Source organism: Yersinia sp. 2553 StPb PI (assembly GCF_052217105.1).
GTDB classification, from domain to species: Bacteria; Pseudomonadota; Gammaproteobacteria; order Enterobacterales; family Enterobacteriaceae; genus Yersinia; species Yersinia enterocolitica_E.
Genome location: NZ_JAZGPX010000002.1, coordinates 4,783,158 through 4,797,973 on the forward strand (window position 1 = coordinate 4,783,158; position 14,816 = coordinate 4,797,973).

Genomic DNA, 14,816 nt, shown 5'->3' on the forward strand with positions numbered 1-14,816 from the left:
AAGACTACTTCTCATCATTCAGTGAGTAGGGCAACGGCTGAATAGTCAGCACACTGCCAACATCATCGCGCACTCGTAGCACACTGTCTGCCGCCAGATCGTTGTTCAACACCGCCTGCACCCACACAGTGCCATCACTGAGTTGAATTGCGGCTAACACGGAACCGGTACGACGCCAGTTCTCACCTAATTGCCACTCTAAATCTTCACCGGCTGCCGGTACACGGCTGGCAGCACCCGCTAACCAGTACAGCGCGCGTTTGTTGGCTCCGCGGTATTTGGCTCTGGCCACCATCTCCTGCCCGGTGTAACAACCTTTACTGAAGCTAATGCCATTCAACGCCTGAATATTGGTGGCTTGAGGAATAAACTGCGCGCTGCTGTCAGTATCAATAATTGGCAAGCCTGCTTCAATATCCAGCGCCAGCCACTGTTTACTGTTGTTAAACTGCGCGCGGTCGGCCAGTGTTTCTACTAGTTGCTGGGCTTGCGCGGCATCAGTTACCAGCAAAAAACGCTCGGCGGGGAGTGAGAAATGCAACAGTGTGTTATTACCTTGCTGGGTCACCGGATGCTCGGCACTCGGTAATTCGGCAAAAACCTCAGCCAGCGCAGTTTTCGCCTCTGCCCCTGCAATGCCTAACAGAACGGCGTCAGGCTGTGCAGCAATAGCCACTTTAGAGAACACGGCATATTTCTTGAGTTCGCTTAACTGGTTATCCAGCAGGCTGCGGCGCTCAATAAATGCCAACCCCTCGCCACGATAAAATAGCCGCAGGTTGCTCCACATTTTCCCTTTAGCATCACAATGGGCGCACAGGATATGCTGGTCGGTGGACAGAGCATCGATATCCGCAGTAACTTGCCCTTGCAGATATTTCACTCGGTCAGCGCCAGTTAAGGTAATGAGCGCCCAGTCATCGAGCGAGATGAGTGTTAATGGCAGCCCGGAAGAGGCGACCGGTGGTTGTGCAGAGAACGGAGTGTTATGTGCCATGCTTACCTGCAAATGAAAAGTATCTGCCAATGAATAGCACCTGCCAAGGCGGTGCCGTGAGCTTATGTCCCAATGGTAAAATAGCGGAGTAGCTTTGCAAGCAGTTATTCCACGGATTGGTCATTATTATCCAATATCTAAATTAACCGACATCTGAGGTACAATGACCGCAGATTCTGCAACAGCATGTTAAAGGTGTTTGAAAAAAACAGCATTTGCTGAGCATTTAGCATCTTAAAATGACAATTCAACGGTGATAATCTTCCCGTTGGATGTATCAAATTGTTACTCTAGCAACGCACCGAATCAGGCGCTTATTGGCGGCCGGGTTCGGATAATATCCTTCACTGAGGAGTCAATCAGGACATGGAAATCGATAATAAGGCCCGTATTCACTGGGCGTGCCGTCGTGGTATGCGTGAACTTGATATCTCTATCATGCCGTTTTTTGAACATGAGTATGATGGTTTGAGTAATAACGAGAAGCAGGCATTTATTCGCTTACTTGAGTGCGATGACCCAGACTTATTCAACTGGCTGATGAATCACGGGGAGCCGCAGGATAGCGAGCTGCGTCAGATGGTCAAACTGATTCAAACACGAAATAAAGCCCGTGGCCCAGTGGCGATGTGATTTGCGGGTATCCTGGCACACTCAACTCTTCTCTTTATTGTCTCATGGTGTTTTAGTGATACTTACCTTGGTTGCGCCTTGGCCTCAAGGGTATACCGCATTGTGGTTGGTATTGCTGACGCTGGTAGTGTTTGAGTGTATCCGCAGCCAGAAAAATATTACGTCCTGTCAAGGCGAGATCCGGTTGAAACCCGGCAATTTGGTACTATGGAAAAGGCTCGAATGGATCGTGGCCAAACAGCCATGGATTACCCGTTATGGCGTGTTATTAAATCTACAGCAGTCGAGCAGCCGTTCAGCCCGTAAGCGGTTGTGGCTGGCCGCCGACAGTATGTCAGAAGATGAGTGGCGGCAATTATGTCAGCTATTGCGGCATTCATTTGGCTCAGATGAGGGGATGAATCAATGAAACCCTTAATCTGGCTGGTAGAGGATGAACCAAGTATCGCTGATACGCTGATTTATACCTTAGAAAGCGAAGGTTTTACCCTCCGGTGGTTTGACCGGGGGGAACCGGCGCTGGCAGCACTGGCGGATGGCCGGCCCGCTTTAGCGATAGTGGATGTTGGCTTACCTGATATCAATGGTTTTGACCTGTGCCGCCGTCTATTGGCGCGCGAACCCGCGCTGCCGGTGGTATTTCTTACCGCCCGTAGTGAAGAACTGGATCGCATTGTCGGGCTGGAGATTGGTGCCGATGATTATATTGCTAAGCCCTTCTCACCCCGTGAAGTGAGTGCCCGCGTGCGCACGGTATTGCGGCGCTTACAAAAATCACAAATTCTGGCCGCCTCTGCTATGGTGCATCAATTCGGTGATTTCACCCTGGATGAGGCCGGCGCGCGGGTGACCTATCATCAGCAGCCTCTCTGGCTCACCCGCTATGAATATCTGTTACTGAAAACCTTATTACTGGCCCCCGAGCGCATATTTTCACGTCAGCAACTGATGGATATTGTTTGGGCGCAGGCAGAAGAGAGTCAGGACCGTACTGTCGATACCCACATTAAAACCCTGCGCTCAAAATTGCGTATGGCTTACGATGAGGAGTCACCAATCCGCACTCATCGTGGGTTGGGCTATAGTCTGAGTTACCGATGATGAAGAGTCAGCGATGAAAATCGGCGTGCGCTTACTGCTAGGTTACTTTCTGATAGTGGCCATTGCCGGTTATTTTGTTATTCGTATTTTCGTACAAGAGGTGAAACCTGGCGTCCGGCGCGCCACCGAAGGCACATTAGTGGATACCGCCACACTACTGGCACAGTTTGCCCGGCAAGATATGCTGCTGGATAACGTTGCCAGTGGTCAATTGGCACAAGCGTTTGCTTCGCTAAATTTGCGGCCAATAGGTGCCAATATTGAAGGTATTCGCAAGGATCGTAACGAATATCGCGTTTATCTGACGGATACCGACGGACGGGTGATTTTTGATTCATCGGGTAAAGCGGTAGGGCAAGATTATTCGCGCTGGAATGATGTTTGGCTGACGCTACGCGGTGAATATGGCGCACGCAGCACCCGTACCAATCCCGCAGATGAACAAAGTTCGGTAATGTATGTGGCGGCACCGGTCATTGCTGAAAACAAAATCATTGGGGTGCTCAGTGTGGGTAAACCCAATATTTCCATGGCGCCCGTTATCAAACGCAGTGAGCGTAAGATCTTGTTGGCTGGTGGTGTCTTGCTCGGTATTGCTCTGCTGATTGGCTTGGGCTTCGTATGGTGGATAAACCGCGCTATCGGCAAATTGGTAGATTACGCTGAGCGGGTGGCCGAGGGGCAGGTTGTGGCGCTGCCAGCGATCGGCAGTAGCGAGTTGAATGATTTGGCCCGCGCACTGGAAAGTATGCGTCTTAAATTGGATGGCAAAGCCTACATCGAACAATATGTTCACACCATGACTCATGAGCTGAAAAGCCCATTAGCCGCCATTACCGGTGCAGCTGAACTGCTACGTGAGTCGCCCCCGCCAGCCACCGCCCAGCGGTTTATTGTTAATATTGAGCAGCAAAGTGCACGCATCCGGCAACTAGTAGATAAAATGTTGGTGCAGGCACGGCTCGAGAGCCGGGTTGATTTACAATTTTCTCCATTGGATATCAGTCACATACTCAAGCAAACCTTCAGTGCGAAAGAGGCACAAGCTGTCAGCCGCGGTATTTGCCTGCAACTAAAAAGCGCCGATAGCGCAATATTAACCGGGGATGGGTTATTACTCAGTCAGGCGCTGACCAATCTGATTGATAATGCACTGGATTTCACGCCTTTGGGCGGGGCCGTGATACTCAGTGGCGATCGGCATGAGGGGGAGTATCTGATAACGGTTGAAGATAATGGCAGCGGTATTCCCGATTACGCTCAAGAGAGAATTTTCGACCGTTTTTATTCATTACCAAGGGCCGATAGCCCGAAAAGTACTGGCTTGGGGCTGAATTTTGTGCGCGAGGTGGCCGCTATTCATCGCGGGCGGATTTCGCTGGAGAACCGCTTGCCACAAGGGGTGAGTGCCTATTTAACGTTGCCGCTGGATGCCACATGATTGGCTGACTTCACCTTCACTTCACATAGCCTCATTCTGCTTTCACTTCACTGACTTAAGCTGCTCTCCTGACCTTAAAAGGAGCGCAAGTCATGTTCAAGTCCGTACTGTTTTGGAAAATAGCCACATTGCTGGGCTTAATTCTATTGATGATGATCCCGAAAGAGATGTTACTGAACGTTATCTCTGAACGCAGTGGTTATCGGCAAAGTGTTATCGATAAAGTCAGTGACAGCACCAGCCGATCGCAGAAGATCCTTGGTCCGCTAATTGTGGTGCCTTATAGCGAATGGGTAGAAAGCGAAGTTGATGGCAAAAAAAAGAGAGAGTGGGTTAATCGCAGTCGCTACATACTGCCGGAGGTCATGACCGTTAGCGGTGCGCCGGATGTTGATGTGCGGCGATTGGGTATTTATAAAGCGCAAGTCTATCAGGGGGCGCTTAATTTCAACGCGCAATTTGACGCTACGGCATTGGACGACTTGATACATGACGGCGTCACTATCGGTAGACCGTCACTGGTGGTGGCGCTGAGCGATTCGCGGGGTATACAGCAAATTTCGCCACTCACGGTGGGCAGCCAAAAAATTAACTTCGAACCCGGTGCTTTCCTGGGGCGGACTGCGCAAGGTGTTCATGCAGAGCTTTCATTAGCGCAAATTCAACAGAAAAAATTTGATATTAGCTTTACACTGACGCTGACTGGCACCAATAGTCTGTCGGTAGTCCCTATCGGGCGTAGCAGTGAGCTAACCTTACAAAGCAATTGGCCGCATCCTAATTTTGTCGGCGAGTTTTTACCGTTGCAGCGCAAGGTGGACGAAAAAGGCTTTCGTGCCCATTGGAGCACTAACTGGCTGGCCAACAACATAAATATCAACTTTGCGGGTGATGACCCACATGTCGACTTCAATGAGTTACCCGCTTTTAGCACCAGCTTGATTGAACCGGTCGATCACTACCAGTTAACCGAACGAGCCATTAAGTATGCCATTTTGTTTATTGGCCTCACTTTCTTCAGCTTCTTCCTGTTTGAAAGTCTAACCTCACTGCGTGTGCATCCAATTCAATATCTGCTGGTGGGGGCCGCCCTGGTGCTGTTCTACCTAATGTTGCTGGCGTTCTCTGAACATCTTGGCTTCACGCTGGCTTATACTATCGCCAGTTTGAGTTGCAGCTTGTTGATCGCTATCTACCTGAGTGCGGTGCTGGGCGGGTGGCGGCGAGGCGGATTGTTTGCTGGTGGTTTATTGCTGTTGTACGGGGTTTTGTTTGGCTTGCTGCAATCGGAAGACAATGCATTGTTACTCGGCGCAGGGTTGCTATTTATTATTCTGGCCGCAGTGATGGTGTTAACCCGGCATTTAGATTGGTATCAAGTGGCTAACCCACAGCTATTGACCGGGCAGAAATCGACCGAAGCCAATACCGATAAGACGGTGAATAAACCGGTAGCAGTAGAGGGCAGCAGTACCGACGCGTTTCGCTTATGGGATTGATATAACGCAAGGGATACAGAAGCGGGCACATCAGGTGCCCGTTTGGCTGACTACAGCAGCGCGTCCATCTCTAAGAGAATTTGATCACACCATTGCTCGATGCGCTCTTCGCTCAAATCGTATTGATTGACCTCATCCAATGCTAAACCAACAAAGTGTTTACCATCGGCGCTGAGTGGTTTTGGGCTAGTAAATTCAAACCCTTCCGTCGGCCAAAAACCGATAAACTCCACTCCCAGTGGGGCGATATGATCGTGCAGCATACCAAGAGCATCCAGAAACCATTCGCTATATCCGAATTGATCGCCCATGCCATACATGGCGACAATCTTTCCCTTCAGATTAAGCTGCGTTAACTGTGGCCAGATGGCTTCCCAGTCTTCCTGTAATTCGCCGAAATCCCAGGTAGGGATACCTAAAATCAGGATGGAATAGGCTTCCATTAACTGGGGGCTGGCATCCTTCAGGTTGTGCAAATCAACCAAATCTTCGCCAAGAATATCGCGGATTTTTTCTGCCACCATTTCGGTATAGCAGGTGCTGGAGCCGTAAAAGAGACCAATCTTCATGATGTATAGCCATAGCATTACTAATAAGGAATAGCATCGAGTGTACCAGATTTGTCTCGTCATCAGGCATAATGGCGCTTGAGTTCAATCAAAGAGAGAAACAACAATGCAACAGCAAAATAACCCGCTGATTGAACAGTTTCTTGATGCCTTATGGCTGGAAAGAAACCTGGCTGAGAATACACTAGCGTCATATCGTCTGGATTTACATGCATTAACCGGATGGTTAGAACATCACGGCAGTGATTTATTGCGTGCAGGTTCGCAGGACTTGCAATCCTTTCTTGCTGAGCGCATTGAAGGCGGCTATAAAGCGACCAGTTCGGCACGCTTACTCAGTGCGATGCGTCGTCTGTTCCAATATTTATACCGCGAAAAGCTGCGTGAAGATGATCCGACGGCTCTGCTCTCATCACCTAAATTGCCGCAACGCTTACCTAAAGATTTAAGTGAGGCACAGGTTGATAGGCTGCTCAACTCACCCAATGTTGATATTCCGCTAGAATTGCGCGATAAAGCCATGCTGGAAGTGCTTTATGCCACGGGCTTGCGGGTATCGGAGCTGGTGGGGTTGACCATCAGTGATGTCAGCCTGCGTCAGGGGGTGGTGCGGGTTATTGGTAAAGGAAATAAAGAGCGGCTGGTGCCATTGGGCGAAGAAGCGGTGTACTGGATTGAAAACTACATGGAGCATGGGCGTCCATGGTTGATTAATGGCCAGTCACTAGATGTGCTGTTCCCCAGCAATCGTAGCCAGCAAATGACCCGACAGACTTTCTGGCATCGCATCAAACACTATGCGATCCTTGCAGGTATTGATAGTGAACGGCTTTCACCCCATGTATTACGGCACGCTTTTGCCACGCACCTACTGAATCACGGTGCTGACCTGCGTGTGGTACAAATGTTACTGGGCCACAGCGATTTGTCGACAACCCAGATTTATACTCATGTAGCTACGGAACGTTTGAAACAGCTACATCAACAGCATCATCCACGTGCATGATTGTTTTGTAGAAAAACGATGTTGTGTGGAAAGAGATAGGATTCATAAATGAGAAAAAGTTTATTGTTACTGCCGGTGTTCATCGCCGCATTCGCCGGCCCGGTTAACGCAGATGATGCCGCTATCCAACAGACGCTAAAAAAATTAGATATTCAGCAAGCTGATGTCCAGCCTTCGCCGATCCCAGGTTTGAGCACGGTGATGACCGAAAACGGAGTGCTTTATATCTCAGCCGACGGTCAGCATCTGTTGCAAGGGCCACTGTATGATGTGAGCGGTAGCCAGCCAGTCAATGTGACCAATCAGATGTTGGTGAAAAAACTTGAAGCATTAAGCAGTGAAATGATTGTGTATAAAGCACCGCAGGAAAAACATGTTGTTACGGTGTTTACCGATATCACCTGTGGTTACTGCCATAAGTTGCATGAGCAGATGAAAGACTATAACGCGCTGGGCATTACTGTGCGTTATCTGGCGTTCCCACGTCAGGGCTTAAGTTCTCAGGCAGAAAAAGATATGCGATCCATCTGGTGTATGGCTGATCGTAATAAAGCGTTCGATGAAGCAATGAAAGGTACCGAGATATCACCGGCTACCTGTAAAACAGACATTAGCAAGCATTACCAGCTCGGCGTGCAGTTTGGTATTCAGGGCACGCCTGCGATTGTGCTGCAAAACGGCACTATCGTTCCCGGTTATCTGGAGCCGAAAGAGATGTTGGCAATGCTGAATAAGCATCAGGCTTCCTTAAAAGCGGCGGGTTAATCACCCGTGACACTCAAAACTCAACTTCGTCGTCGTGAGGCGACGGATGACAACCATTTACCGGCGCAATTGCATCCGTTGCTGCGCCGCCTCTATGCCAGTCGTGGGGTTAAAACTGCGACAGAACTGGAACGAGGCGTAAAAGGTCTATTGCCCTGGCAGCAACTCGATGGCATTGATGCCGGGGTTACCCTGTTACAGCAAGCACTGGCTGACAAACGGCGTATCGTGATTGTCGGCGATTTTGATGCCGATGGTGCCACCAGCACTGCACTGGCAGTACTGGCTTTGCGCAGCATGGGTGGCAGTAATGTTGATTACCTGGTGCCCAATCGCTTTGACGATGGCTACGGGCTTAGCCCGGAAGTGGTTGAACAGGTCGCTGCCCGTGGTGCGGAATTGATCGTCACGGTTGATAACGGTATTTCTTCTCATGCCGGGGTGGATTTGGCCCATGCCTTGGGCATTCAGGTGCTGGTTACCGACCACCATCTGCCGGGTGAAACCTTGCCAGCGGCTGAAGCTATCATTAATCCGAATCTGGTTGGTTGTGATTTTCTCTCCAAATCACTGGCTGGGGTGGGTGTTACCTTCTATCTGATGTTGGCATTGCGCGCCCGTTTGCGAGAGAGTGGTTGGTTTGAGCAACGAGCTTTAGCCGTGCCCAATCTGGCTGAACTATTGGATTTAGTGGCGCTGGGGACGGTTGCGGATGTGGTGCCACTGGATGCCAATAATCGGATTCTGGTCCATCAGGGATTAAGCCGTATTCGTGCGGGGAAATGCCGTCCAGGGGTCCGTGCACTATTGGAAGTCGCCAACCGTGATGCCCGTCAATTGGCTGCCAATGATCTCGGCTTCTCCCTTGGCCCACGGCTTAATGCTGCTGGTCGTCTCGATGACATGTCTATTGGGGTTGCACTTCTTCTCACTGACGATATCGCTCAGGCCAGAGCTTTAGCAATCGATTTGGATGCCCTTAATCAGGCGCGCCGAGAGATAGAGCAGGGGATGCAGGTTGAGGCGCTGCAACTGTGCGACCAACTGGAACGTACCAGCACGACATTGCCCTACGGCATTGCGATGTACCATCCAGAATGGCATCAGGGTGTGGTAGGGATTTTAGCCTCGCGCATCAAAGAACGTTTTCATCGGCCAGTCATTGCTTTTGCCCCAGCGGGTGAGGGGTTACTGAAGGGGTCGGGGCGCAGTGTGGCTGGGTTACATATGCGCGATGCTCTTGAGCGACTGGATACATTGAACCCAGGATTGATGCTGAAGTTTGGCGGCCATGCAATGGCGGCGGGATTATCATTGGAACAAGATAAATTCGATGAGTTCCGTCAGCGTTTTGCCGATTTAGTCGGTGAATGGATGGATGCCTCACAATTGGAAGGCGTTATTTGGTCCGATGGTGAACTGAAAGGCAACGAATTATCGCTGGAAACGGCGGAGTTGTTGCGTGATGGTGGCCCCTGGGGGCAGTCTTTCCCAGAACCGACATTTGATGGCAAATTCCGTATTTTGCAGCAACGGCTGGTGGGGGAGCGTCATCTAAAACTGATGATTGAGCCGCTAAATGGCGGTCCGCTACTCGATGGTATTGCGTTTAATATCGATACCACCTTATGGCCGGACAGCAGTGTGCGTGAGGTTAAGCTGGCTTACAAACTCGATATCAATGAATATCGTGGTAATCGTAGTGTCCAGTTGTTGGTCCAGCATTTGTGGCCTTATTAGGCAACATTCCAATGAAGCCCGATGAGCTGGCTCAGGCCAGTGATTCGGGTGAATAAGTCGCGTTAACGCCACTGTGATTTCAAGTAAGCAGGAAATATAGTCAACGAGCTATAAACCGCCGGACAGATCCGTTAGAATTACCAATTCTGTGCCCTAAATAATTCGAGTTGCAGGAAGGCGGCAACTGAGTAAATTCCGATGAGTTGACGTCAGTCAATGATCCGGGTGAACGAAGACAGCCAACACCCATGCAGCTTGAAGTATGACGGGTATAATGACATTCCGTCATCTACGACTCAACGTAAGACTCAAAACCATGTTTGAAATAAACCCGGTAAAAAACCGAATTCAGGACCTGTCTGATCGGACAGACGTTCTCAGGGGGTATCTTTGACTATGATGCCAAGAAAGAGCGACTGGAAGAAGTAAACGCCGAGCTGGAACAGCCCGACGTCTGGAATGAACCTGAGCGTGCGCAAGCGCTGGGTAAAGAACGTTCTGCGCTAGAAGAGATTGTCTCGACCATTGATCAATTGGATCAAGGTATGGAAGACGTTTCCGGCTTGCTGGAATTGGCGATTGAAGCTGACGATGAAGAGACTTTTAACGAAGCCATTGCCGAGTTAGAGATCCTTGACGGCAAGCTGGGCCAGCTCGAATTCCGCCGCATGTTTTCTGGTGAATATGATAGCGCCAACTGCTACCTGGATTTACAAGCGGGTTCTGGCGGTACTGAAGCCCAAGACTGGGCCAGCATGCTGCTGCGTATGTACCTGCGCTGGGCTGAATCAAAAGGCTTCAAAACTGAAATCATCGAAGAATCTGATGGTGATGTTGCAGGCCTGAAGTCTGCCACCATTAAGATCATCGGCGATTACGCCTTTGGCTGGTTACGTACTGAAACTGGCGTTCATCGCCTAGTTCGTAAAAGCCCGTTTGACTCCGGTGGCCGTCGTCATACCTCTTTCAGTTCTGCTTTTGTCTATCCAGAAGTTGATGACGATATTGATATCGAAATCAACCCGGCAGATCTGCGTATTGACGTTTACCGCGCATCCGGTGCGGGTGGTCAGCACGTCAACAAAACGGAATCTGCGGTACGTATTACCCACCTTCCGACCAATATCGTGACTCAGTGTCAGAATGACCGTTCTCAGCATAAGAACAAAGATCAAGCGATGAAACAGTTGAAGGCGAAGCTGTATGAGTTTGAGATGCAAAAGAAAAATGCTGATAAACAGGTTCTGGAAGACAATAAGTCTGATATCGGTTGGGGTAGCCAGATCCGTTCTTATGTACTGGATGACTCCCGTATCAAAGATTTGCGTACCGGCGTGGAAACACGTAACACGCAAGCGGTACTGGATGGTGATCTGGACAAATTCATTGAAGCAAGTTTGAAAGCCGGGCTATGAGGAACTGAGATGTCAGAGCAAAAACCACAAGTCGCTGAGCAAGCGCAAGAACCAGAACTCAATAGTGAGTTACAAGCTCGTCGGGAAAAGCTGGCCTTGCTGCGGGAAAAGGGAATTGCGTTCCCTAATGATTTCCGTCGTGAGCACCTCTCTGACCAGCTACATGCTGAGTACGGCAGTAAAGAGAATGAAGAGTTAGAAGCGCTGAATATCGAAGTCACCGTGGCTGGCCGTATGATGACTCGCCGTATTATGGGTAAAGCATCATTCGTCACACTACAAGATGTCGGTGGCCGTATTCAGTTGTACGTTTCCCGCGATGATCTGCCGGAAGGCGTTTATAACGAAGAATTCAAAAAGTGGGATCTGGGCGATATTCTGGGTGCTCGTGGCAAGCTGTTTAAAACTAAAACCGGTGAGTTGTCTATCCACTGTAGCGAACTGCGCCTGTTGACTAAAGCGCTGCGTCCGCTGCCGGATAAATTCCACGGCTTGGCTGATCAGGAAACCCGTTACCGTCAGCGTTATTTGGATCTGATCGCTAACGATGAATCTCGCCATACTTTCAAAGTTCGTTCGCAGGTGATGTCTGGTATTCGTAGCTTCATGGTGGAAAAAGGCTTCATGGAAGTCGAAACCCCTATGATGCAAGTGATCCCAGGTGGTGCTTCAGCGCGTCCGTTTGTGACTCATCACAATGCGCTGGATATCGATATGTACTTGCGCATCGCGCCAGAACTGTATCTGAAACGCCTGGTTGTGGGTGGTTTTGAACGTGTATTCGAAATCAACCGTAACTTCCGTAATGAGGGCGTTTCCCCGCGTCATAACCCAGAGTTCACCATGATGGAACTCTATATGGCGTATGCGGATTACAAAGATCTGATCGTGCTGACTGAAGAGCTGTTCCGCACTCTGACTGAAACCGTATTGGGTAGCAGTGTGGTGCAGTATGGTGAGCAGACATTCGATTTCGGTAAGCCTTTTGCCAAACTGACCATGAAAGAAGCCATTTGCAAATATCGCCCTGAAACCAATGTGGCAGATTTGGACGATATGGACAAAGCTTTGGCTATCGCCGAGTCATTAGGCATTAAAGTTGAGAAGAGCTGGGGCCTAGGCCGCGTTCAATGCGAGATCTTCGAAGAGACCGCAGAAAGCCACCTGATTCAGCCTACTTTCATTACTGAATATCCAGCAGAGGTTTCTCCGCTGGCACGTCGTAATGATGATAATCCGTTTATCACTGACCGCTTTGAGTTCTTTATCGGTGGCCGTGAGATTGGTAACGGTTTCTCAGAGTTGAATGATGCTGAAGATCAGGCTCAGCGTTTTGCTGATCAGGTTAGTGCTAAAGAAGCTGGCGATGATGAAGCGATGTTCTACGATGAAGACTACGTCACCGCGCTGGAACATGGTTTACCGCCCACTGCTGGTTTGGGCATCGGCATCGACCGTATGGTGATGTTGTTTACCAACAGCCACACCATCCGTGACGTTATCCTGTTCCCAGCGATGCGTCCGGTTAAATAAGTTTATTGTGGTAGCGGTAATCTATAAGGGTGCTACGGCACCCTTTTTACTAAGCAAAAACCGCCATAGTTATACTTGGTTTAATCTAATCGCTTAAAATACCGGCGCTTAGACCATATCTTCGCTTGCCCACGAGAAAGAACCGGTTATAATGCAAACCGCACACCGAAGCGGGTGTAGTTCAATGGTAGAACGAGAGCTTCCCAAGCTCTATACGAGGGTTCGATTCCCTTCACCCGCTCCACTGTCTCATTTAGCTACACTACGCAGCTAAATCAACAAGTTAGAAATCCATAGTCTCTCTAATTGTTGCCATTGAACTACACGAACACCTGTCGCGTTTTGGTGTGTGGTTAATTGGGTAGCATATCAATACACTGGCGGTTCTTCCAGAGTCTTACCGCGATAGCACAACAAGAAATCTATGCCGCACAAACCATGCAGGCTCTAAACTTTATCCAAAAACACTACACAATAAGCATTTAAGCCCGATGTGCTGTCTATGATAGCCAAAACAGGTTTATGGTGATGGTCACTTGCCACCTCACGCAAGCTCTGTCTGCGTCTCGCCCACGCTCCAAATGGTACACAAGGCATCCTGATAAGTTATTGTGTAATGAGAATACTGATGAAGTCGCTACGCTCCGCTTATGGTTGTTGTATCACCAACGGGGCTTTATGGCTTCTATTGTCCGTTAGTAAGCAACGTTGTCCATAGTTCTACTTCCCCCCCTATTTTGAGGTGGTACAAATGCCACCCCCTTTCTCTCTATTTCCTATCTTAAAATATCACAGGCATGTTCTAGATTTGTTAGCTCAGTGTCCGCACTGCTTGACAGTTCACCACAGACGAGAATCATTCTCATAGACTTATTGAAATATTCACAATGATATGTGTGCTGTTTCGGTGTGGTGCCACTGGCTACCAGCGCGTAGGAAGCCCGTAGAGAAGAGTTGGTGTTTAGATGTGGGTGTGTATGCCTAATGCCCCTTGCGGGGCTTAATGCAATGGTTAGCAGGGCGCTAGCATGGTGAGATTAGATGATGAAGGAAGTGTAGGTATTATCAACTGTTTGTTGGTCTAAACCGATATAACGCATAGTGGTAGCTGGACTGGTGTGGTTAAGCACCTTGGCGATGGTTTCTATATTTATCCCTGAGTTGTACATTACCCATCCCCTCGTTTTCCTCATGCTGTGAGTGCCTAAAACAATACCTATAATCTCACCTATCTCTTTGAATTTTCTAGATACGCTCTCCCTACTTATAGGCTTCCCTTTGGCTCTATTAGTAGAGACTTCAAATAGATATACATGAGTAGGGTTATCAGCTTTGCGGCGCTCTACGATGGCTTTAGCCTTGGTGTTTAGCACGATGTGACGAGGCTTGCTGGTCTTCCCTTCAATGATAACCAACCTGTCCCCTTGTACGTCTGCATAAGTCAGAGATAGCAGGTCAGAGATACGTAAGGCTACCTGTAGGCCAAAGTTCCAGATGTCAGCATAGGTTTGATTACCATGCTTTAGGAGTAGTTCGCCTATCTGTTCAGATTGTTCGCTGGTTTTTACTGCATCAACGAGGTTCATCTAGCCACTTCCTTTTGTTTACTGGGTTTTCTAAGTCACAGAATGTTTAGTATGAAGTCAGTTTAATCTAAATGATGGGATAGTCAATGATTACGCATGTTTTCTATATCACAGAATACTAATGTGTGACTTAGAAATAACATCTAAACACCTCTTTGTTAGGTGTTACATATGAGAATGCATATCAACAACAAACAATAATGATAATCAAATAAAAAAATGTTGTCGCAGTTTCAGTTTTGCATGGATTTGGGAGTTAAGAGGTAATCCTGTTAAGGAGACTAGGCACTCCTATATTATGTAGGTCAGGTAGGGCGGGGCTTACAGAGGTATACAGCCTTATACGAACTGTGTAATCACACTTTAACCAGGCAAATCATTACATCATCATTACCGGTTATTTAAGGCTATATAAACCCTAGATTAACTGTTGTTTTTGATCAGTATAAACAATCAAATAAGACAGTGCGATATTTACATATTATAGAGCCTATAAAGGCAAAGATTAGATTATAAAATAATAAAACGACA

13 protein-coding genes and 1 tRNA gene are annotated in these 14,816 nt (G+C 48.6%); 11 read left to right on the plus strand and 3 right to left on the minus strand.

The genetic code is table 11. The annotated features are described in order from the left end of the window. Positions 1-4 precede the first annotated feature (4 nt). On the minus strand, positions 5-997 hold the full coding sequence (gene ygfZ / locus V2A84_RS23085) for a tRNA-modifying protein YgfZ (RefSeq protein WP_442849088.1): 993 nt from the start codon (positions 995-997) through the stop codon (positions 5-7). A gap of 366 nt (positions 998-1,363) precedes the next feature. Between ygfZ and sdhE the strand changes: the two genes are divergently transcribed. From sdhE to creD, 5 genes are all read left to right on the plus strand, one after another. Next, positions 1,364-1,630, plus strand: coding sequence for an FAD assembly factor SdhE (gene sdhE / locus V2A84_RS23090; RefSeq protein WP_083162755.1), 267 nt, complete (start codon positions 1,364-1,366; stop codon positions 1,628-1,630). After that, positions 1,611-2,039 (plus strand): protein YgfX, encoded by a 429-nt coding sequence (locus V2A84_RS23095; RefSeq protein WP_083162757.1) that lies wholly within the window; start codon positions 1,611-1,613, stop codon positions 2,037-2,039. The genes sdhE and V2A84_RS23095 overlap by 20 nt, the downstream gene beginning before the upstream one ends. Next, positions 2,036-2,731, plus strand: coding sequence for a two-component system response regulator CreB (creB, locus tag V2A84_RS23100; protein ID WP_083162759.1), 696 nt, complete (start codon positions 2,036-2,038; stop codon positions 2,729-2,731). The genes V2A84_RS23095 and creB overlap by 4 nt, the downstream gene beginning before the upstream one ends. A gap of 13 nt (positions 2,732-2,744) precedes the next feature. Further along, positions 2,745-4,172 (plus strand): two-component system sensor histidine kinase CreC, encoded by a 1,428-nt coding sequence (gene creC, locus V2A84_RS23105; RefSeq protein WP_083162761.1) that lies wholly within the window; start codon positions 2,745-2,747, stop codon positions 4,170-4,172. 92 nt (positions 4,173-4,264) lie between these two features. Next, positions 4,265-5,671, plus strand: a complete 1,407-nt coding sequence (gene creD, locus V2A84_RS23110) for a cell envelope integrity protein CreD (RefSeq protein WP_083162763.1) — start codon at positions 4,265-4,267, stop codon at positions 5,669-5,671. Positions 5,672-5,721: 50 nt separating this feature from the next. Here the strand turns inward: creD and fldB are convergent, their stop codons facing one another. Further along, a complete protein-coding gene (gene fldB, locus V2A84_RS23115; protein ID WP_083162765.1) occupies positions 5,722-6,240 on the minus strand; it encodes a flavodoxin FldB in 519 nt (172 codons plus the stop codon). 106 nt (positions 6,241-6,346) lie between these two features. Here fldB and xerD point away from each other — a divergent pair, with 106 nt between their 5' ends. The 6 genes from xerD (at position 6,347) to V2A84_RS23145 (ending at position 12,943) form a co-directional block, all read left to right on the plus strand. After that, positions 6,347-7,246, plus strand: a complete 900-nt coding sequence (xerD, locus tag V2A84_RS23120; protein WP_005185989.1) for a site-specific tyrosine recombinase XerD — start codon at positions 6,347-6,349, stop codon at positions 7,244-7,246. 48 nt (positions 7,247-7,294) lie between these two features. After that, the gene (gene dsbC / locus V2A84_RS23125) at positions 7,295-8,011 is read left to right on the plus strand and encodes a bifunctional protein-disulfide isomerase/oxidoreductase DsbC (RefSeq protein ID WP_083162767.1); all 717 of its coding nucleotides are present in this window, start codon (positions 7,295-7,297) and stop codon (positions 8,009-8,011) included. Positions 8,012-8,017: 6 nt separating this feature from the next. Beyond that, on the plus strand, positions 8,018-9,751 hold the full coding sequence (gene recJ, locus V2A84_RS23130; RefSeq protein WP_083162769.1) for a single-stranded-DNA-specific exonuclease RecJ: 1,734 nt from the start codon (positions 8,018-8,020) through the stop codon (positions 9,749-9,751). Positions 9,752-10,067: 316 nt separating this feature from the next. Continuing rightward, positions 10,068-11,166 (plus strand): peptide chain release factor 2 gene (gene prfB, locus V2A84_RS23135; protein ID WP_102970535.1). Its coding sequence is split into 2 segments (ribosomal slippage): positions 10,068-10,142 and positions 10,144-11,166, totalling 1,098 coding nucleotides; the frame shifts between segments, so codons are not numbered across the junction. Positions 11,167-11,175: 9 nt separating this feature from the next. Continuing rightward, a complete protein-coding gene (gene lysS, locus V2A84_RS23140) occupies positions 11,176-12,699 on the plus strand; it encodes a lysine--tRNA ligase (RefSeq protein ID WP_083162773.1) in 1,524 nt (507 codons plus the stop codon). 170 nt (positions 12,700-12,869) lie between these two features. Then, a tRNA-Gly gene (locus V2A84_RS23145) sits at positions 12,870-12,943 on the plus strand. Between the two features lie 793 nt (positions 12,944-13,736). Here the strand turns inward: V2A84_RS23145 and V2A84_RS23150 are convergent. Then, positions 13,737-14,285 (minus strand): tyrosine-type recombinase/integrase, encoded by a 549-nt coding sequence (locus V2A84_RS23150; protein ID WP_442849089.1) that lies wholly within the window; start codon positions 14,283-14,285, stop codon positions 13,737-13,739. Positions 14,286-14,816: the final 531 nt, after the last annotated feature.

Excerpts from the sequence above, each read along its gene's own strand:
- sdhE (WP_083162755.1), top strand. The coding sequence starts at position 1,364 with ATGGAAATCGATAATAAGGCCCGTATTCACTGGGCGTGCCGTCGTGGT.
- creC (WP_083162761.1), top strand. The coding sequence starts at position 2,745 with ATGAAAATCGGCGTGCGCTTACTGCTAGGTTACTTTCTGATAGTGGCC.
- creD (WP_083162763.1), top strand. The coding sequence starts at position 4,265 with ATGTTCAAGTCCGTACTGTTTTGGAAAATAGCCACATTGCTGGGCTTA.
- ygfZ (WP_442849088.1), bottom strand. The coding sequence starts at position 997 with ATGGCACATAACACTCCGTTCTCTGCACAACCACCGGTCGCCTCTTCC.
- V2A84_RS23150 (WP_442849089.1), bottom strand. The coding sequence starts at position 14,285 with ATGAACCTCGTTGATGCAGTAAAAACCAGCGAACAATCTGAACAGATA.
- lysS (WP_083162773.1), top strand. The coding sequence starts at position 11,176 with ATGTCAGAGCAAAAACCACAAGTCGCTGAGCAAGCGCAAGAACCAGAA.
- creB (WP_083162759.1), top strand. The coding sequence starts at position 2,036 with ATGAAACCCTTAATCTGGCTGGTAGAGGATGAACCAAGTATCGCTGAT.
- dsbC (WP_083162767.1), top strand. The coding sequence starts at position 7,295 with ATGAGAAAAAGTTTATTGTTACTGCCGGTGTTCATCGCCGCATTCGCC.
- xerD (WP_005185989.1), top strand. The coding sequence starts at position 6,347 with ATGCAACAGCAAAATAACCCGCTGATTGAACAGTTTCTTGATGCCTTA.
- fldB (WP_083162765.1), bottom strand. The coding sequence starts at position 6,240 with ATGAAGATTGGTCTCTTTTACGGCTCCAGCACCTGCTATACCGAAATG.